The sequence below is a fragment of the Pseudomonas chaetocerotis genome, assembly GCF_015712105.2.
GTDB lineage: Bacteria > Pseudomonadota > Gammaproteobacteria > Pseudomonadales > Pseudomonadaceae > Aquipseudomonas > Aquipseudomonas chaetocerotis.
This window is the reverse complement of the sequence record NZ_JACFYX020000007.1, coordinates 197,375-215,195: the sequence shown is the minus strand read 5'-3', so window position 1 is coordinate 215,195 and position 17,821 is coordinate 197,375. Positions and strand designations below refer to the sequence as shown.

Here is a 17,821-nt window from a genome sequence, read left to right as displayed (position 1 = left end):
ACCGCATATGAAAACGGCGCCCGAACAGGCTGTGTGAAAACTACTGCGCTTGGTCATGCTGCGTTAAAAACAGGCTCAGAATGCTCATTTACAACTCGTAAACTGCGCTTCTTCGCCTGTTTTTGCCTTGCCTGACCTTCGCTCGCTACGTTTTCACTCGGCCTGCGAAGGCGCCGTTCTTGTTGGTGCGAGCCAGGCTCAGTGCGCCCAGATCATGCCTACCAGGAGGTAGCAGATCAGCGTTACCAGCACCACACCGAACAGGTTGAGGACGAAGCCTGCCTTGATCATCGACTGTATCTTCATGTGCCCGGTGCCGAACACGATGGCATTGGGCGGCGTCGCCACCGGCATCATGAAGGCGCAGCTGGCAGCGATGGCAGCTGGAATCGCCAGCAGCTCGGCCGGCATGCCCTGCGCCACGGCCAGCGCCCCCAGCAGCGGCAGGAAGGCAGCAGCGGTGGCCGTGTTGGAGGTGACTTCGGTGAGGAAGATGATCACCAGCACCACCACGCCGATCATCGCGATCACCGGCAGCGCACTCAGTGCGCCAAGGCTCTGTGCGATCCATTCGGCCAGGCCAGTGCTGCGAATCACGCCGGCCAGCGACAGGCCGCCGCCGAACAGCAACAGCACGCCCCAGGGCAGTTTGCTGGCGCTTTCCCAGTTCATCAGAAACACGCGATGTTTGATGTCCACCGGGATCATGAACAGTGCCATCGCCGCTGCGATGGCGATGCTGGTGTCATTGACGCCGGGCACCCAGCCGGAGATCAACGGCTGGAATACCCAGGCCAGTGCGGTGACCACGAAAACCAGCGCCACCAGCTTCTCGCCGCGGCTCAGCGGGCCGAGTTCGGCCAGCTCGCTGCGAATCAGCTGCGTGCTGTCATGCCCGGCCAGGTTGAAGCCGCCACGGGTCAGCCACCACCAGATGAACGCCAGCATGATCACCGCCACCGGCACGCCCAGCAGCATCCACTGGCCGAAGCCGATCTGCACGTCGTAGTTGTCGGCGAGGAAGGCGGCCAGCAAGGCATTCGGCGGTGTGCCGATCAGCGTGGCGATACCGCCGACACTGGCGGCATAGGCAATTGCCAGCAGCAGTGCGGTGGCGAAGCGCTCACGATCGGCTTCGCCGGTGCTCTGCTCGCTGGTGAGCATGCCGATCACCGAAAGGCCGATGGGCAGCATCATGATGGTGGTGGCGGTGTTGCTCACCCACATGCTGAGAAATGCCGTGGCCATCATGAACCCGGCGATCTGCCTGCTCGGCTTGCTGCCCATGGCCAGCAGCGTCATCAGCGCGATGCGCTTGTGCAGGTTCCAGCGCTCCATGGCCAGGCCCAGGACGAAACCACCGAGGAACAGGTAGATGGTCGGGTTGGCGTAGGGCGCGGTCGCGGCGTTGAGGCTGTCGATGCCCAGTGCCGGAATCAGCAGGATCGGCAGCAGCGAAGTGGCCGGGATCGGAATGGCTTCGGTCGACCACCAGGTGGCCATCAGCAGGGTCAGGCCGATGGTGGCCCAGGCGGTGCTGGAGAGGCCGGCTGGCGGCTCGGTGATCAGGCAGACGAGCAGGAGCAAGGGGCCCAGAATCAGGCCAATCCAGGCAGCCTTGGCAGGTGCCGTGGATTCATTGGTGGTAACGGCCATGGCGCGCTTCCTTCAGCTAAAAAGTCGGGCTTTATAGCCCACAGGGCGACTTTATGACCACGGGGTGGTCGATCGGTTTTGCTTCAGTCTGTTTCAGGTGTGCTGTGCGCCTTTGAAGACGGCTCGGCCTGTCTGCTGAACAGCGGTCCACCGCAACGGCTACAGAACGCCGCGCTGTATTCGTGGCGGTTCTTTCGGCAATGCGGGCAGTCATGCTCCATCAGCCCGTCCTGGCGCATGGCGTTGGCCAGCTCGGCGGTGAAGATGCCCGTCGGTACGGCAATGATCGAGTAGCCGGTGATCATCACCATCGTGGCCAGCATCTGGCCGATGGGCGTCTTCGGCGTGATATCGCCAAAGCCAACGGTGGTCAGCGTCACCACCGCCCAGTAGATGCCGGTGGGAATGCTGGTGAAGCCATTGGCCGGGCCTTCGATGACGTACATCAAGGCACCGAACACCGTGACCAGGGTCGAGACGCTGACCAGAAACACCACGATCTTCTGCTTGCTGCCGCGCAGTGCCACCAGCAGGAAGTTGGCCTGGGTCAGGTACTGGCGCAGTTTGAGCACCCGGAAAATACGAATCATGCGGATGACGCGGACGATCATCAGGTACTGCGCATCGGCGAACATCAACGCCAGGACGGCCGGCAGCACCGCCAACAGGTCCACCAGGCCGAAGAAACTGAAGGCATAGCGCATCGGCTTGGGCGAGCTGTAAAGGCGCAGGCCGTACTCGATGGCGAACAGCGCGGTGAAGAACCACTCCAGCGCGCCGAACACATCGGCGTACTGGTTGTGGAAGCGCTCGATGCTGTCGAGCATCACCACCACCAGGCTGGCGAGAATCGCCACCAGCAGCCAGTTGTCGAAACGCTGCGCGGCCGGCGTGCTGGTTTCGAAGATGATGATGTAAAGGCGCTGGCGCCAGCTCTGCCGGTTTTCCATGGCAAGGTCCAAATCAAGCGAAAGGGCACAGCCTAGGCAGGAAGGCGGAGTGAGGGCAAGGCCTTGGCTGTGCTTGCTGCTCTGTTCTTAATTGCCTTCCAACGACGATTCCTCTCGTGGGTCACCGAGAACGAAGGTTTCGCCGGTGATCGCTGTAATCCTTGCGGTGCCCAGATTGAGTAGTTGCCAGTGCCATTCACCGTAACGGGTGCTAAAGGTGCCATGGGCTTGGCAGGGGCCGTAGAGATACCAGTCGTGTTCCTGACGATGGGTGATGAGGAGGGCGTGACGAAGGAAATCGGCGACCATTGCTTCGTTGACCTTGAAGCTCTGGCAGTTTTCTTGCTCCGGGCCGAGTCCATCTTCGATCACCACGATATCGCTGACCGGGCCGATCAGGCTGGGGATTGACTCTGCGCTGGTCGTAGCGGTTGCCAGTAGCAAGCTGAGGCCGAGAATTCGTCTGTCCATGTTCTGCGCGCTTCCTTTTCGAACCGTTGAGCGATTCTAGACCCTCGGGGTGCTGTCCCTGACGGCCTTTTGCCAAGTTTGTGCCCCGGCTCTGATCAGCCAGCAGGCGAGGATGAAGGGCATGGTCAGGGCGGGCAGATCAATGGCGTTGAAGCCCGGCTGCAGCAACAGCGCGAGCAGAATGCCGAGGGCCGGTACCAGTGGGCTGCGGTGTACCTGGGCCAGGGCGATGGCGGCGAGGGTGGCGTTGTAGCCGTAGAGGCCGGCGAGGGCACCATCGCTGGGCCAACCATGGAAAATCGCCAGGGCGAAGCCGCCGCTGGAACCCAGCAGCGCCCACAACGCTGTGCGGCCATCGGCCAGACGCAGGCCGATCAGCAGGCACAGGCCGGCCAATGGCGAGTCGAGGAAGATGACCTGGCCCAGGCCGCGCAGCACGGCGAGCATCAGTTGCAGGAAGTTCAGCTCCGGCGCTTCGGGCGCGCTGGCTGGCGGTGCAGCTGGCAGCTCCAACTGAGCGAGCAGAGCCAGCAACAGCCAACCCAGCAGCACGAAGGGAAAGGTGAAGGCAGGCAGCCAGCCCTGTTTGCGCATACGCCGCATCCAGGGGGCCAGCAGCAGGCTGGACAGGGCTGCACTGGCGGTGATCAGCACGGGCAGCAGCGGTGTCCATGGCAGTTTCAGGCTGAGCAGAAGACCGAGCAGGATGCCGTTGTAGCCGTACAGGCCGATGGTGATGTCGGCAGGCGGGTAGCCGCGGCGTTGCGCGATCAGCATCGAGGTCAGGCCGCCGAGCAGGGCGCCGCCCAGCAGGTCAGGTGCGCCGATGAGGATGGCCAGCAGCACCAGCAGGCCGCAGCCGGGGTGCTGTTGCAGGAAGATCTGGGCGAAGCCGTTGAGCAGGGCGCGCAGGCCTTGTAGGGCAGGGTGTGAGGTTGGTAGTGGAGGCATGATGGATGTGCCAAGAGAGCCCTCTCCCCCAGCCCCTCTCCCGCAAGCGGGAGAGGGGAGCCGTGCGTGTCGCTTGGAGGAGCTACGTAGGGTGCGCCGTGCGCACCGCCAACGGGACGCAAGGTACGCACGGGGACACCCTGCGAATCAATACAACGCGCAGCCCGGATGAAATCCGGGGCGCGGGGTCAGAGCATTCCCCGGATTTCATCCGGGCTACGGAGCTGTGCAGGGCGCGCCGTGCGCACCTTTTTATTCGTGCGTACGGCTTCCGGTGCGCATGGCGCACCCTACAGGAGAGCAGCGCGGCTCAATGCAGCGTTTCGATCCTCAGGCTGTTGGTGCTGCCCGGTTGGCCGAAGGGTTCGCCAGCGGTGATCACCACCGTCTCGCCGCGCTGGGCCATACCCTGGGCCTGGGCGATCTCCAGCGCGGTGCTGGTGACCTCCTCGACCTTGCGCAGGCGCTCGTTGACCACCGAGTAGATGCCCCAGGCCACGGTCAGGCGCCGTGCCGTGGTCAGGCTTGGCGTCAGGCTGAGGATCGGCGCCTTGGGCCGCTCGCGCGAGGCGCGCAGGCTGGAGCTGCCGGATTCCGTGTAGTTGACCAATGCCGCGACTGGCAGAATCGAGCTGATGCGGCGGATGGCGCAACTGATGGCGTCGCTGGCGGTGGCTTCTGCCTGCGGGCGACCGACATCGAGCTGGCTCTGGTAGTCCGGGCCGTTTTCCACCTGGCGGATGATCTTGCTCATCATCTGCACGGTTTCCAGCGGGTAGTCGCCGGAGGCGGTTTCCGCGGACAGCATCACCGCATCGGCGCCTTCGGCCACGGCGTTGGCCACGTCGGTGACCTCGGCGCGGGTCGGCGCCGGGGAGAAGCGCATGGATTCGAGCATCTGCGTGGCGACCACCACCGGGCGGCCCAGTTGGCGGCAGGTGCGCACGATGTCCTTCTGGATGCGCGGCACGTTCTCGGCCGGCACTTCCACGCCCAGGTCACCGCGCGCGACCATGATGGCGTCGCACAGCTTGGCGATTTCTTCCAGGTGGATCACCGCCGAGGGTTTCTCGATCTTGGCCATGAGGAAGGCTTTGCCGCCGATCAGTTCGCGGGCTTCGAGGATATCTTCCGGGCGCTGTACGAACGACAGCGCCACCCAGTCCACGCCCAGCTCCAGGCCGAAGGCCAGGTCGCGGCGATCCTTGTCGGTCAGCGGCGACAGTTGCAGCACCGCCTCGGGCACGTTGACGCCCTTGCGGTCGGACAGCTCACCGCCAGCGATGACGCAGGTGTCTACGGCATCATTCTGCTTGGCGGTCACTTTCAGGCGCAGGCGGCCGTCGTCCAGCAGCAGGCTCATGCCCGGCTGCAGGGCCTCGATGATTTCCGGGTGGGGCAGGTTGACCCGGCTGGCGTCGCCGGGCGTGGCGTCCAGATCCAGGCGCAGGCTCTGGCCGTTGACCAGCTGCACCTTGCCTTCAGCAAAACGGCCGACGCGCAGCTTCGGCCCCTGCAGGTCCATGAGGATGCCGATGGGCTGGTTCAGCTCGCGCTCCACCTCGCGCACCCACTGATAGCGCTGGGCGTGGTCGGCGTGCTCGCCATGGCTGAAGTTGAGGCGGAACAGGTTGACCCCGGCTTCCACCAGTTGGCGGATATGCGCGGCATCGCGGATCGCCGGCCCGAGGGTGGCGAGGATCTTCACTTTCTTGTCGGCGTTCATTGGGTTTTCTCGAGAATCAGAATGGCGCGGAAATCGTTGACGTTGGTACGGGTCGGGCCGGTGACGATCAGCTCGTCGAGGGCGGCGAAGTAGCCATAGCCGTTGTTGTTGTCCAGTTCGTCACGGGCAGACAGGCCCTTGATGCCGGCGCGGGCGTAGCTGTAGGGCGTCATGATGGCGCCGGCATTGTCTTCGGAGCCGTCGATGCCGTCGGTGTCGCCGGCCAGCGCGTAGACGCCGGGCAGGCCCTTGAGGCTCTCGGTAAGGCTCAGGAGGAATTCGGCGTTGCGTCCGCCGCGGCCATTGCCGCGCACGGTGACGGTGGTTTCGCCGCCAGAGAGAATCACGCACGGCGGCTTGATCGGCTGGCCATGCAGTTGCACCTGGCGGGCGATGCCGGCATGCACCTTGGCCACGTCGCGCGACTCACCTTCCAGGTCGCCGAGAATCAGCACCGGGAAACCGGCCGCTTCGGCCCTGGCTGCGGCGGCGTCAAGCGACTGCTGCGGCGTGGCGATGAGCTGGAAGTGGCTGCGGGCGAGCACCGGGTCGCCCGGCTTGACCGTTTCCGAGCGTGGGTCTTCCAGCCAGGCGCGCACGTTGGCCGGAATGTCGATGGCATAGCGGGCCAGAATCGCCAAGGCTTCGGCCGAGGTGGTCGGGTCGCCCACGGTGGGGCCGGAGGCGATCACTGTGGCTTCGTCGCCGGGCACGTCGGAGATGGCGTAGGTGTAGACGGTGGCCGGCCAGCAGGCCTTGGCCAGGCGGCCGCCCTTGATCGCCGAGAGGTGCTTGCGCACGCAGTTCATCTCACCGATGGTGGCGCCGGATTTCAGCAGCGCCTTGTTGATCGCCTGCTTGTCCTTGAGGCTGATGCCTTCTGCCGGCAACGCCAGCAGCGAGGAGCCGCCGCCGGAGAGCAGGAAGATCACCCGGTCGTCCTCGCTGAGGTTCGACACCAGTTCCAGCACGCGGCGGGCGACGCGTTCGCCGGCATCGTCCGGTACCGGGTGGGCGGCTTCCACCACTTCGATCTTCTGGCAGTCGGCGCCGTGCTCGTAGCGGGTCACCACCAGGCCGCTGACTTCGCCTTGCCACTCCTGCTCGATCACCTCGGCCATGGCCGCAGCAGCCTTGCCGGCGCCGATGACGATGACGCGGCCGCTGCGGTCCGCGGGCAGGTGGTCGGCCAGCACCTGGCGCGGATGCGCGGCAGCGATGGCGGTGGCGAACAGGTCGCGCAGCAGGCGTTGCGGGTCGAAGGTCATGGCGGTGTTCTCTTGTTCTGGGGTGACGCTGGATGATCGCTCCCACGCTCCGCGTGGTAACGCCCGGCGAGACGCTCAGGCGTCTGCTGTTGTGTGACGCCGAGCGTCACGGGATGCATGCCCACGCAAAGCGTGGGAACGATCAATGTTCTCTCGGTGGATCGATTCCAGTCCGCAGGCGCCGCGTGGCAGCAGCTGGGGAATGGAATCGACCGACCTGGCAATCGGGCCGTGACACCTCCTGCCAGGAAGGTCGAAAGGGTGGGCCAGAAGCAAAGCCCCTCTCCCTAACCCTCTCCCATAAATGGGAGGGGACTGGTTTGGCGTACGCTGAAAATCCGCATAACGCCGAGCGGCTTGTCTCCCCTCTCCCGCATGCGGGAGAGGGGCCGGGGGAGAGGGCGCTTTGTTACTCGCCGCGGATATTGAAGTTGGCCATGTGCTCCAGGCCCTTGATCAGGGCGGAGTGATCCCAAGCGCTGCCGCCGAGGGCCGCGCAGGTGCTGAACACTTGCTGGGCATTGGCGGTGTTGGGCAGGTTCAGGCCCAGCTCGCGAGCACCGGACAGCGCCAGGTTGAGGTCCTTCTGGTGCAGGCTGATGCGGAAGCCTGGATCGAAGGTGCCTTTGATCATGCGCTCGCCGTGCACTTCGAGAATCTTCGAGCCGGCGAAGCCGCCCATCAGCGCTTCACGCACCTTGGCCGGATCGGCGCCGTTCCTGGCGGCGAACAGCAGGGCTTCGGCCACTGCCTGGATGTTCAGCGCGACGATGATCTGGTTGGCTACCTTGGCAGTCTGGCCGTCGCCATTGCCGCCAACGCGGGTGATGTTCTTGCCCATGGCCTGGAACAGCGGCAGGGCGCGTTCGAAGGCGTTCGGGCAGCCACCGACCATGATCGACAGGGTCGCGGCCTTGGCGCCGACTTCACCGCCGGATACCGGGGCGTCCAGGTAGGCGGCGCCGGTGGCCTTGATCTTCTCGGCGAAGGTCTTGGTCGCGGTGGGGGAGATCGAGCTCATGTCGATCACCACCTTGCCGGCGCCAACGCCTGCAGCGATGCCGTTGTCGCGGAACAGTACGTCTTCGACCTGCGGGGTGTCCGGCACCATGACGATGATGAACTCGGCTTCCTGGGCCACTTCCTTCGGGTTGGCCAGGGCGATGCCGTTGTCGCCAACCAGGTCGGCCGGGGCCTTGTCGAAGTGCTCGGAGAAGAACAGGGTGTGGCCGGCCTTCTGCAGGTTCTGCGCCATGGGTTTGCCCATGATGCCGGTGCCGATGAATCCGATTTTAGCCATGAGAGATTGCTCCTGAAGAGTGGGGCTCAGATTGCGTTATGCGCTTTCATCCAGCCGAGGCCGGCAGCGGTGGTGGTTGCCGGCTTGTATTCACAGCCGATCCAGCCCTGGTAGCCGATGCGATCCAGGTGCTCGAAGAGGAAGCGATAGTTGATCTCGCCAGTGCCCGGTTCGTTGCGGCCCGGGTTGTCGGCCAACTGCACGTGGTTGATGGCGGCCAGGTTGCTTTCAACCGTACGGGCCAGGTCACCTTCCATGATCTGCATGTGGTAGATGTCGTACTGCAGGTACAGGTTGCTGCTGCCGACCTTGTCGCGGATGTCCAGGGCCTGTTTGGTGTTGTTCAGGTAGAAGCCGGGGATGTCGCGGGTGTTGATGGCTTCCATGACCAGGCGAATGCCAGCACCGGCCAGCTTGTCAGCGGCGTAGCGCAGGTTGTCGACGAAGGTCTTCTCGACGGCCGCGCAATCCAGGCCCTGCGGGCGGACGCCGGCCAGGCAGTTGATCTGCTTGTTGCCCAACACCTTGGCGTAGGCGATGGCCTGGTCGACGCCGGCGCGAAACTCCTCGACGCGGTCCGGGTGGCAGGCGATGCCGCGCTCGCCCTTGCCCCAGTCACCGGCGGGCAGGTTGAACAGCACCTGTTCCAGCTGGTTGGCGTCCAGGCGGGCCTTGATCTCTTCTACCGCGAAGTCATAGGGGAAGAGGTATTCCACGCCGCTGAAGCCGGCTTCGGCGGCAGCGGCGAAACGGTCCAGGAAGTCCACTTCGGTGAACAGCATGGACAGGTTGGCTGCAAAACGGGGCATGGTGTGCTCCTTCAATTTGGCTCCCTCTCCCCTCGGGAGAGGGTTGGGGTGAGGGAAACAGTGTCGGAATGAGCGAGGACCGCGTGCCTTGCACAGCCCTCACCCCCGGCCCCTCTCCCAAAGGGAGAGGGGAGTAGGTCGATCAATCCAGCAGCGAGATGGCGGTCGGCGCGTCGACGCCGCGCTCGGCCAGTTCCTCGAACTCGTTGATGGCGTTGATCTCGGTGCCCATGGAGATGTTGGTGACACGCTCCAGGATGATCTCTACCACCACCGGCACACGGTGCTCGGCCATCAGGCGCTTGGCTTCGGCGAAGGCGTTCTGCAGCTCGTTCGGGTCGAACACGCGGATCGCCTTGCAGCCCAGGCCCTCGACCACGGCGACGTGGTCGACGCCGTAACCGTTGAGCTCCGGTGCGTTGATGTTCTCGAACGCCAGCTGCACGCAGTAATCGATGTCGAAGCCGCGCTGCGCCTGACGGATCAGGCCCAGGTAGGAGTTATTCACCAGCACGTGGATGTACGGCAGGTTGAACTGCGCACCGACGGCCAACTCCTCGATCATGAACTGGAAGTCATAGTCACCGGACAGCGCCACGACCTGACGTTGCGGGTCGGCCTTGACCACGCCGAGGGCTGCTGGAATGGTCCAGCCGAGCGGGCCGGCCTGGCCGCAGTTGATCCAGTGACGCGGCTTGTACACGTGCAGGAACTGCGCGCCGGCGATCTGCGACAGGCCGATGGTGCTGACGTAGCAGGTGTCCTTGCCGAAGGCTTCGTTCATCTCTTCGTAGACGCGTTGCGGCTTGGCCGGCACGTTGTCGAAGTGGGTCTTGCGCTGCAGGGTACGCTTGCGCTCACGGCAGGACTCGACCCAGGCGCTGCGATCCTTCAGCTTGCCGGCGGCTTTCCACTCGCGGGCCACTTCCAGGAAGGCGTCCAGCGCGTTGCCGGCGTCGGAGGCGATACCCAGGTCCGGGTTGAACACGCGGCCAATCTGCGTCGGTTCGATGTCGACGTGAATGAACTTGCGGCCTTCGGTGTAGACGTCGACCGAACCGGTATGGCGGTTGGCCCAGCGGTTGCCGATGCCGAATACCAGGTCGGAAGCGAGCAGGGTGGCGTTGCCGTAACGGTGCGAGGTCTGCAGGCCGACCATGCCGACCATCAGCTTGTGATCGTCCGGAATCGCGCCCCAGCCCATCAGCGTCGGCACTACCGGCACACCGGTCAGCTCGGCGAACGCCACCAGCTTGTCCTGCGCATCGGCATTGAAGATGCCGCCACCGGCGACCAGCAGCGGGCGTTCGGCCTCGTTGAGCATGGCGATGGCCTTCTCGGCCTGGACACGGCTGGTGCTCGGCTTGGCCACCGGCAGCGGCTCGTAGGCGTCGATATCGAACTCGATCTCGGCCATCTGCACGTCGAACGGCAGGTCGATCAGCACCGGGCCGGGGCGGCCGCTGCGCATTTCATGGAAGGCACGCTGGAAGGCGCGCGGCACCTGGCCGGGTTCCATCACGGTGGTCGCCCACTTGGTCACCGGGCCGACGATGCTGGTGATGTCGACCGCCTGGAAGTCTTCCTTGTGCATACGCGCACGCGGCGCCTGGCCGGTGATGCACAGAATCGGGATGGAGTCGGCCGAGGCCGAGTACAGGCCGGTGACCATGTCGGTGCCGGCGGGGCCGGAAGTACCGATGCACACGCCGATGTTGCCGGCGTTGGTGCGGGTGTAACCCTCGGCCATGTGCGAAGCGCCTTCGACGTGACGGGCCAGGACGTGATCGATGCCACCGAGTTTCTTCAGTGCGGCATACAGGGGGTTGATGGCAGCGCCGGGGACGCCGAACGCGGTATCGACGCCTTCGCGGCGCATCACCAGTACGGCTGCCTCGATTGCTCTCATTCTGGCCATAATCTTGTGCCTCTTTTGTTATCAGATTGTATACAAAGCGTCTGGCTCGGATTCTATGCAGACCATGACTTCGCGGTCAACAATTTTTCCGGTGCAGTCTGTCGCCTGGGCCAATTTCTTTTGAAACGCCCGTTTGACAGGGTTGGCAGTGCTGGTGAAGATATGTGGTGCATCAACTGTATACAATAAAAAATAATATTGTATGTAGTAGTTGAGTTTTTTGTTTCTGGTGGGATAGTGGGGCGAGCTTTGGATTGTCTGGGGCTGTCGGCGTGCGCAGTGCCGGCTTCGCTTCGGATGTTTCGTTCCCTTCGTCACTTCAGGAGTCACCATCATGAGCAACTTGAACCTGCAAACCGCCAATGCCATCGGTAACCGCGCGCTGGCCGTAGGCCGCGAGATAAAGGCGGCGCCGCTGACCGTCGCGGTACTGGATGCTGGCGGGCATCTGATTTGCCTGCAGCGCGAGGACGGCGCCAGCCTGCTGCGCCCGCAGATCGCCATCGGCAAGGCCTGGGGCGCGCTGGCCCTGGGCAAGGGCTCGCGCCTGATAGCCGCCGACGCGCAGCAGCGTCCGGCGTTCATCGGTGCGGTGAACAATCTGGCGCAGGGCAGCCTGATTCCGGCGCCGGGCGGGGTATTGATTCGTGACGAGCGCGGCGAAGTGATCGGCGCCGTCGGCATCACCGGCGACACCTCGGATATCGACGAGCAGTGTGCGGTGAGCGCGCTGGAGTCGCTGGGGCTGAAGGCGGATGCCGGGGCTTGAGTTGTCGCGGGGCCGTCCAGGCTGCGCGCACCGGTTTGATCGCGGCTGCGCGATGCCCCGGATTGCATCCGGGCTACGGCTGTGGGAGGGCCCTGTAGGGTGGATGTCGCTGTTCACATCCACCAGAGCGGTGAATCGGTAAGGCGTGGCCTTTCCTGTGATCTGCGAAACGACCCTTGAGCTTGGTGCGCGCGGCGCAGGCGGCCCCGCGACACCCTACGGGATCGGCGTCTGCCGTTGATTCGCCGTGCGTAGGGTGGATGTCGCTTTTTACATCCACCAGTCCGTAGGGTGCGCTGTGCGCACCAAGGCTTCCCGAACGTCCGCGCCGTAAACTCGGTGCGCATGGCGCACCCTGCGGGTTCGGCATATGCCGCGGATTCGCGTTAGGCGCTGGTCACCAGCTCGGAAGCCATCGACGGCATCGGGCTGACGTCGCAGCCTTTGAGCACCAGGCGAATGATGGTCTGTGCGGCGGCTTCGTAGTCGGCATCGTCCAGGCTGGCCTTGCCGGTGACGGTGGAGATCTGCCAGTCGAAGTCGGCATAGGTCTGGGTCGCTGCCCAGATGCTGAACAGCAGGTGATGCGGGTCGACTTTCGCCATCAGGGCCTGATCGATCCAGCGCTGGATACAGGCGATGTTGTGCTTGGCCTGGGCATTGAGCTGTTCGGTCTGTTCAGGCGACAGGTGTGGCGCACCGTGCATGATCTCGCTGGCGAACACCTTGGAGGCATGCGGCAGTTCGCGGGAGATGCGGATCTTCGAGCGGATGTAGGCGGTCAGCACTTCGCTTGGATGGCCCGGCTGGTTGAAGGGGGCAGAGGCGGCCAGCAGCGGCTCGATGATGCTTTCCAGGACCTCGCGGTAGAGGTTTTCCTTGGACTTGAAGTAGTAGTAGACATTGGGCTTGGGCAGGCCTGCCTTGGCCGCAATGTCACTGGTCTTGGTGGCGGCGAAGCCTTTGTCAGCGAACTCTTCGCTGGCTGCGCGCAGGATGAGCTCTTTGTTACGCTCGCGGATGCTGGTCATAAGGCCCTGTGGTTTGCTCTGCCGCCGGGCGGCGGTCGGGCATGGTAGCACCGGCTTTGCGCGAGGCTCAAGGCAGTGGCCACGGGCTGCCTAGCGCTTAACTGACTCGGCAGTCAAATTTTTGTATACAGGAAATCGCTTTTCTGTTTTTATCGCGCACAGCGTTATCCATGACAAAAAGTCTCGGCGCGTGACGCTGCAGGAGACCCACCGTGAATACCCATCAGCTCGTCGATCCCTTCGGTCGGCGCATCACCTACCTGCGTTTGTCGGTGACCGATCGCTGCGATTTTCGCTGCACCTACTGCATGAGCGAAGACATGCAGTTCGCGCCGCGTGCGCAGATTCTCAGCCTGGAGGAGCTTTACGCCGTGGCCGATGCCTTCATCGGGCTGGGCGTGCGGCGTATTCGCATCACCGGCGGCGAGCCGCTGGTACGCAAGAACCTGCTGAGCCTGTTGCAGCGCCTGGGTGAGCGTGACGAGCTCGATGACCTGGCGATCACCACCAATGGCTCGCAATTGGCGGAGATGGCCGCGCCTTTGCGCGCGGCGGGCGTGCGGCGCCTGAACATCAGCCTGGATTCCCTGCAGCGCGAGCGCTTCGCAGCGTTCACCCGACGCGACAAGCTCGACCAGGTGCTGGCCGGCATCGAGGCGGCGCGTGCGGCCGGCTTCGAGCGGATCAAGCTCAACAGCGTGGTGCAGAGCGGGCGCAATGATGACGAGGTGCTGGATCTGGTCGGGTTCGCCATCGAGCGCGGCCTGGATATCAGTTTCATCGAGGAAATGCCGCTGGGCAGCGTGGTCAGCCACAGTCGTGAGCAGACCTTCTGCTCCAGCGATGAGGTGCGCCAGCGCATCGAACAGCGCCATGCGCTGGTGCGCAGCAGCAAGGTCACTGGCGGACCGTCGCGCTACTGGCAGGTGGTCGGCACGCAGACCCAGGTGGGGTTCATCTCGCCGCACAGCCACAATTTCTGCGGTGACTGCAACCGTGTCCGGGTCACCGCCGAAGGCAAGCTGGTGCTCTGTCTCGGCCACGACAACGCGCTGGACCTCAAGCGCCTGCTGCGCGCGCATCCGGGCGACGGCGAGCGCCTGCGTCAGGCGCTGATCGAGGCGCTGCGGCTCAAACCCGAGCGGCATCACTTCGCCACCGACGAGCAGGTGCAGGTGGTGCGCTTCATGAGTATGACCGGCGGCTGAGCCCGTCTGATCGGATTCCCAAAACAACAATAAGGAGGCTCTCAATGCAGCCCGTACGACTGTGCCTGTTTTCCACCATTGTGCTGACACCCGCGGTCCTGGCGCAGACCTACGTGGTCGGCGTCGAGGACCTGCCATTCGCTCCGCACTACAGCCTCGATGCCGAGGGGCATTACCGTGGCTTCGCCCGCGAGGTGCTGGACGCCTTCGCGGCCGATAGCGGTATCAGCCTGAGCTACGAGGCGCTGCCGGTGGATCAGTTGCTGCCTGCCCTGCAGCGTGGCGAGATCGATCTCAAGTATCCTGACAGCTCGCACTGGGCCGGCGCGCAGAAAGCAGGCATGACCTTGCACTACAGCCAGGCCGTGGTCGATTACGTCGACGGCGTGCTGGTGGCGCCGCAGCGCCAGGGGCAGGCGCTGGAGAGCATCCGTCGTCTGGCCATGGTGCAGGGCTGGACACCGCGCGGATACGAACAGCCTATCGCCAGTGGGCAGATTCAGCTGAGCTACAGCGATGATCTGCGCCAGATGATTCGCCAGGCGCTGAAGCAGGACACCGATGGTGCCTACTTCAACGTGGTGGTGGCCACCCATTATCTGGACAACATTCGCGCGCGTCCGGGTGCTTTGGTGTTTGATCCCAAGTTGCCGCATACCCGTGGCAGCTTTCACCTGTCGAGCCTGCATCACCCGCAGCTGATCGCTCGTTTCGATCGCTTTCTTGCCGAGCACTCGGCTCAGGTTGCCGCGCTCAAGGCGAGTTATCGCGTCGAGGCCAACCTGAATAGCGACTACATCGGCCTGGAGCAGTGGAAGGTGGACTTTCTCGAGCGGCAGAAAGAAAAAGCCGGCGCACGGGTGCCGGCTTCGTCCCGTCCGTGATCGCTCAGATGCTGGCGTCGGCGCGTTTCAGCGCCTGCGCCTGACCGCGCATCAGGCCGTAGTGCAGTAGCGCGCCGAGCAGGGCGCCGAGCAGCCAGGAATAGCCCGACAGCTGGCTCAGAACGGGCGCCCATACCGAAGCGACGGAAAACACCGAGGCGATGGCAAAGGCGACCAGCGCCTTGCGGTTCCAGCCGCCGTCGAAGTAGTAGGCCGAGCCGACCTCGGCGCTGAACAGCTGCTGCATATCGAGCTTGCGTCGGCGCACCAGGTAGTAGTCGACGACGATGATGCCGTACAGCGGCGCCAGCACGGCGCCCAGGGTATCGACGAAGGCGGCGATGCCGACGCTGCTGATGAAGGCTACCCACAGCGCGCCGATGAAGAAGGCGATGCCCGCAGTGATGAAACCACCGGTGCGAGCGCTGATGTGCGCCGGTGCAAGGTTGGCCAGGTCATACGCCGGTGGAATGAAGTTGGCCACCAGGTTGATACCCACGGTCGCGGCGAAGAAGGTCAGTGCGGCGATAATGGTCAGGGTCAGGTTATCTACGCGGGCGACGATATCGGTCGGGTTGGTCAGCGTTTCGCCGAACACCACCACGGTACCTGCAGTGATCACCAGAGCGATAAGCGAGAAGATCGCCAGGCTCACTGGCAGGCCGAGGAAGTTGCCGATGGTCATCTGCTTTTCGCTTTTGACGAAGCGGGCGAAGTCGCCATAGTTGATCACCACGGCCGCGAAGTAGGCGACCATGGTGCCGACCACGGCGAAGAACGCAGCCACCGGGCCGGCCTTGTACTCGCCCGTACCGCTGAAGATGTTGCCCAGTTCACTGAGCAGGCTTGGGCCGGCCTGATACCAGATCAGGCCCATCAGCGCGATCATCACCACATAGACCAGTGGCCCGGCCCAGTTCAGGAAGCGGGTGATCCAGCTCATGCCGCAGACGAACAGGCCGACCTGGAACAGGCAAACGATCACGTAGGACAACCAGCCGATGGCGGTCAGGCCCATGTATACGGCAGGGTCTTGCGGCTGCAGCAGCGAGTTGAGCAGCAGTGCCACGGCGGTGGAGGCGAAGTAGGTCTGCACGCCGTACCAGAAGATGGCGACGATGCCACGCACCAGCGCAGGGAAGTTGGCGCCGCGCACGCCCATGCTGGCGCGGGCGAATACCGGGAAGGGGATGCCGTATTTGACGCTGGGTTTGCCGGTCAGCTGCACCAGGCCCATGACGATACAGCCGGCGAGGACGATACCGGCCAGCACCGCCCAGCCATTGAGCCCGTAGGAGATGAACAGCGTGGCTGCCAGGGTATAGCCGAACAGGCTTTGAATGTCGTTCGACCAGACGTTGAAGATCTCGAACCAGCCCCAGGTGCGCTTCTCGGGAGCCAGTGGAGCGAGGTCCTCGTTGTATAACGACGGATCGATGTTCTTGATGCGAAAGTCTTCGGTGTTGGACATGGACAGCTCCCAGTATTGTTCTTGCGCCGCGGCGATCTGTGAGGAGATTTGTCTGCAGGTTTCGTTCCGATTTTGTATTCGCGTCATGACTGAATCGATGTATACAGCCATTTCGACAGTGCTTCGGTAGGAACCTGATTGTCTTGTACACAGAAAATGCATTGCTGAATATGGCTTTTGGATAAATTGCACACAAAAAATAGAAATATTGTGATCAAAAACTTGACCTTGCGGTCAGTTGTGTGATTGCAGGGCGTTGATTGGAAGGCGTCTGGGGTGCGCCCGATTGTGCACCGACGTGGTGCCGGGTTTGTCTGCTGGCGACGGGTTGGTGCGGTAATTCAGGCTGCGTCGGCAAAGGCGGTGCGCGCGGCGCACCCTACGGGTGGTAGCCGCCTGCGTAGGGTGCGCCGTGCGCACCAGCCATTTTCCGCTCAAAGAAAAAGGGGGAAGGGCGCGAGCGCCCATCCCCCTTTTTACCCGGCCGCCGTCCCTACCCGACGTCGGCCAAGTGCGTTGCGGCAGTGATCAGAAGTGATACTTGACCAGTGCCTGCACGGCGGTCTGGTCGAAACGATCATCCGAACCATCCACCGGTTTCACGCCGTACTTGGCGCGCCACATGTTGATCTCGGTGCCCACGTAGAGCTGGCGCTCCTTGCTGAACAGAGCCTTGCCCGCATCCCACTTGACCTGGATCGAGGAGCCGACCGAGGTCTGGGTGCCGGCATCGCGCGACGGCGAGCGCCAGTCGAGGAAACCGTCGACTACGAAGTCCTGATCGCCCAGGCTGAACGGGTAAGCCGCGCTGACGGTCAGCTGGGTGGCGTAGCCGTTGCTGTCACTGTCGGCGAAGAAGGTGTGGTTGTTGATCTTCACCTGATACAGGTTGGTCTTGAAGTAGGTGAAGCCGGGCACTTCCCAGTCCAGGCCGATACCGTACAGGTAGTTCTCCGGACCTGGTCCGCCTTCGCCTTTCTCGTAGGTGAAGGCGGCGAACACGTCCTTGATCGGGCCGGCGGCCAGCTTCTGCCCGGTCAGCCAGCTCAGGCTCACGCGCGGGGAGAACTCCATGTAGTAGAAGGAATCCTTGTCATGCTGGCGGAAGCTGCCGTTGTCGAAACTGCCGCGCGATTGCACGTTGTCGGTGCGGATGTAGTCGAGGAAGTAGAAGACGTCGCCCCAGACCCAGCCACTGGCGTGCTCGAATGTGAAGGTGGTCTGGGTACGCTGTTCTTCGCCATTGAAGTTCATGCGCTGGAAGTTCTCGCCGTACAGGTACGACAGGCTGTTGTCCTGCCAGTAGAGCAAGTCGCTGGCGAGTACCTGCTGGCCGGAGAACAGTCCGGCCGACAGAGCGAGGCAGTGGGGCAGATGCTTGAGTTTCATGGGTTTTCCTTATTGTTGGA

15 protein-coding genes are annotated in these 17,821 nt (G+C 63.5%); 3 read left to right on the top strand and 12 right to left on the bottom strand.

The window, feature by feature from the left end:
* Window positions 1-198: 198 nt before the first annotated feature.
* The 9 genes from H3221_RS14450 to gcl form a co-directional block, all read right to left on the bottom strand.
* The gene (locus H3221_RS14450) at window positions 199-1,656 is read right to left on the bottom strand and encodes an SLC13 family permease (protein ID WP_196476371.1); all 1,458 of its coding nucleotides are present in this window, start codon (window positions 1,654-1,656) and stop codon (window positions 199-201) included.
* An 83-nt stretch (window positions 1,657-1,739) separates the two neighbouring features.
* Complete coding sequence (locus H3221_RS14445) at window positions 1,740-2,606, bottom strand: ion transporter (RefSeq protein ID WP_196476370.1); 867 nt, start codon at window positions 2,604-2,606, stop codon at window positions 1,740-1,742.
* Between the two features lie 87 nt (window positions 2,607-2,693).
* A complete protein-coding gene (locus H3221_RS14440) occupies window positions 2,694-3,077 on the bottom strand; it encodes a hypothetical protein (protein WP_196476369.1) in 384 nt (127 codons plus the stop codon).
* A 36-nt stretch (window positions 3,078-3,113) separates the two neighbouring features.
* Window positions 3,114-4,028, bottom strand: a complete 915-nt coding sequence (locus tag H3221_RS14435; protein WP_196476368.1) for an urea transporter — start codon at window positions 4,026-4,028, stop codon at window positions 3,114-3,116.
* A 310-nt stretch (window positions 4,029-4,338) separates the two neighbouring features.
* A complete protein-coding gene (pyk, locus tag H3221_RS14430) occupies window positions 4,339-5,754 on the bottom strand; it encodes a pyruvate kinase (RefSeq protein ID WP_196476367.1) in 1,416 nt (471 codons plus the stop codon).
* Window positions 5,751-7,022: a glycerate kinase type-2 family protein gene (locus H3221_RS14425; protein ID WP_196476366.1), complete on the bottom strand. Its 1,272-nt coding sequence runs from the start codon at window positions 7,020-7,022 to the stop codon at window positions 5,751-5,753. Before H3221_RS14425 ends, pyk begins: the two co-directional genes overlap by 4 nt.
* A gap of 409 nt (window positions 7,023-7,431) precedes the next feature.
* Complete coding sequence (locus H3221_RS14420; RefSeq protein WP_196476365.1) at window positions 7,432-8,322, bottom strand: 2-hydroxy-3-oxopropionate reductase; 891 nt, start codon at window positions 8,320-8,322, stop codon at window positions 7,432-7,434.
* Window positions 8,323-8,348: 26 nt separating this feature from the next.
* Window positions 8,349-9,131 carry a hydroxypyruvate isomerase gene (hyi, locus tag H3221_RS14415; RefSeq protein ID WP_196476364.1) on the bottom strand — a complete coding sequence of 261 codons (783 nt, stop codon included), beginning with the start codon at window positions 9,129-9,131 and terminating at the stop codon, window positions 8,349-8,351.
* A 142-nt stretch (window positions 9,132-9,273) separates the two neighbouring features.
* Window positions 9,274-11,049: a glyoxylate carboligase gene (gene gcl, locus H3221_RS14410; protein WP_196476363.1), complete on the bottom strand. Its 1,776-nt coding sequence runs from the start codon at window positions 11,047-11,049 to the stop codon at window positions 9,274-9,276.
* 334 nt (window positions 11,050-11,383) lie between these two features.
* Between gcl and H3221_RS14405 the strand changes: the two genes are divergently transcribed.
* Complete coding sequence (locus tag H3221_RS14405) at window positions 11,384-11,818, top strand: GlcG/HbpS family heme-binding protein (RefSeq protein WP_160017661.1); 435 nt, start codon at window positions 11,384-11,386, stop codon at window positions 11,816-11,818.
* Between the two features lie 386 nt (window positions 11,819-12,204).
* Here the strand turns inward: H3221_RS14405 and H3221_RS14400 are convergent, their stop codons facing one another.
* A complete protein-coding gene (locus H3221_RS14400) occupies window positions 12,205-12,849 on the bottom strand; it encodes a TetR/AcrR family transcriptional regulator (protein WP_196475098.1) in 645 nt (214 codons plus the stop codon).
* Between the two features lie 212 nt (window positions 12,850-13,061).
* Here H3221_RS14400 and moaA point away from each other — a divergent pair, with 212 nt between their 5' ends.
* Window positions 13,062-14,057 (top strand): GTP 3',8-cyclase MoaA, encoded by a 996-nt coding sequence (moaA, locus tag H3221_RS14395; protein ID WP_196475097.1) that lies wholly within the window; start codon window positions 13,062-13,064, stop codon window positions 14,055-14,057.
* 44 nt (window positions 14,058-14,101) lie between these two features.
* Window positions 14,102-14,941, top strand: coding sequence for a substrate-binding periplasmic protein (locus H3221_RS14390; protein ID WP_196475096.1), 840 nt, complete (start codon window positions 14,102-14,104; stop codon window positions 14,939-14,941).
* Window positions 14,942-14,945: 4 nt separating this feature from the next.
* On the opposite strand, the gene H3221_RS14385 is transcribed toward H3221_RS14390, so the two are convergent.
* Both H3221_RS14385 and H3221_RS14380 read right to left on the bottom strand, forming a co-directional pair.
* Window positions 14,946-16,412: an NCS1 family nucleobase:cation symporter-1 gene (locus H3221_RS14385; RefSeq protein WP_196475095.1), complete on the bottom strand. Its 1,467-nt coding sequence runs from the start codon at window positions 16,410-16,412 to the stop codon at window positions 14,946-14,948.
* Between the two features lie 528 nt (window positions 16,413-16,940).
* Window positions 16,941-17,801 carry an outer membrane protein OmpK gene (locus tag H3221_RS14380; RefSeq protein ID WP_196475094.1) on the bottom strand — a complete coding sequence of 287 codons (861 nt, stop codon included), beginning with the start codon at window positions 17,799-17,801 and terminating at the stop codon, window positions 16,941-16,943.
* Between the last annotated feature and the right edge of the window lie 20 nt (window positions 17,802-17,821).

Excerpts from the sequence above, each read along its gene's own strand:
- H3221_RS14450 (WP_196476371.1), bottom strand. The coding sequence starts at position 1,656 with ATGGCCGTTACCACCAATGAATCCACGGCACCTGCCAAGGCTGCCTGG.
- H3221_RS14445 (WP_196476370.1), bottom strand. The coding sequence starts at position 2,606 with ATGGAAAACCGGCAGAGCTGGCGCCAGCGCCTTTACATCATCATCTTC.
- H3221_RS14440 (WP_196476369.1), bottom strand. The coding sequence starts at position 3,077 with ATGGACAGACGAATTCTCGGCCTCAGCTTGCTACTGGCAACCGCTACG.
- H3221_RS14435 (WP_196476368.1), bottom strand. The coding sequence starts at position 4,028 with ATGCCTCCACTACCAACCTCACACCCTGCCCTACAAGGCCTGCGCGCC.
- pyk (WP_196476367.1), bottom strand. The coding sequence starts at position 5,754 with ATGAACGCCGACAAGAAAGTGAAGATCCTCGCCACCCTCGGGCCGGCG.
- H3221_RS14425 (WP_196476366.1), bottom strand. The coding sequence starts at position 7,022 with ATGACCTTCGACCCGCAACGCCTGCTGCGCGACCTGTTCGCCACCGCC.
- H3221_RS14420 (WP_196476365.1), bottom strand. The coding sequence starts at position 8,322 with ATGGCTAAAATCGGATTCATCGGCACCGGCATCATGGGCAAACCCATG.
- hyi (WP_196476364.1), bottom strand. The coding sequence starts at position 9,131 with ATGCCCCGTTTTGCAGCCAACCTGTCCATGCTGTTCACCGAAGTGGAC.
- gcl (WP_196476363.1), bottom strand. The coding sequence starts at position 11,049 with ATGGCCAGAATGAGAGCAATCGAGGCAGCCGTACTGGTGATGCGCCGC.
- H3221_RS14405 (WP_160017661.1), top strand. The coding sequence starts at position 11,384 with ATGAGCAACTTGAACCTGCAAACCGCCAATGCCATCGGTAACCGCGCG.
- H3221_RS14400 (WP_196475098.1), bottom strand. The coding sequence starts at position 12,849 with ATGACCAGCATCCGCGAGCGTAACAAAGAGCTCATCCTGCGCGCAGCC.
- H3221_RS14390 (WP_196475096.1), top strand. The coding sequence starts at position 14,102 with ATGCAGCCCGTACGACTGTGCCTGTTTTCCACCATTGTGCTGACACCC.
- H3221_RS14385 (WP_196475095.1), bottom strand. The coding sequence starts at position 16,412 with ATGTCCAACACCGAAGACTTTCGCATCAAGAACATCGATCCGTCGTTA.
- H3221_RS14380 (WP_196475094.1), bottom strand. The coding sequence starts at position 17,801 with ATGAAACTCAAGCATCTGCCCCACTGCCTCGCTCTGTCGGCCGGACTG.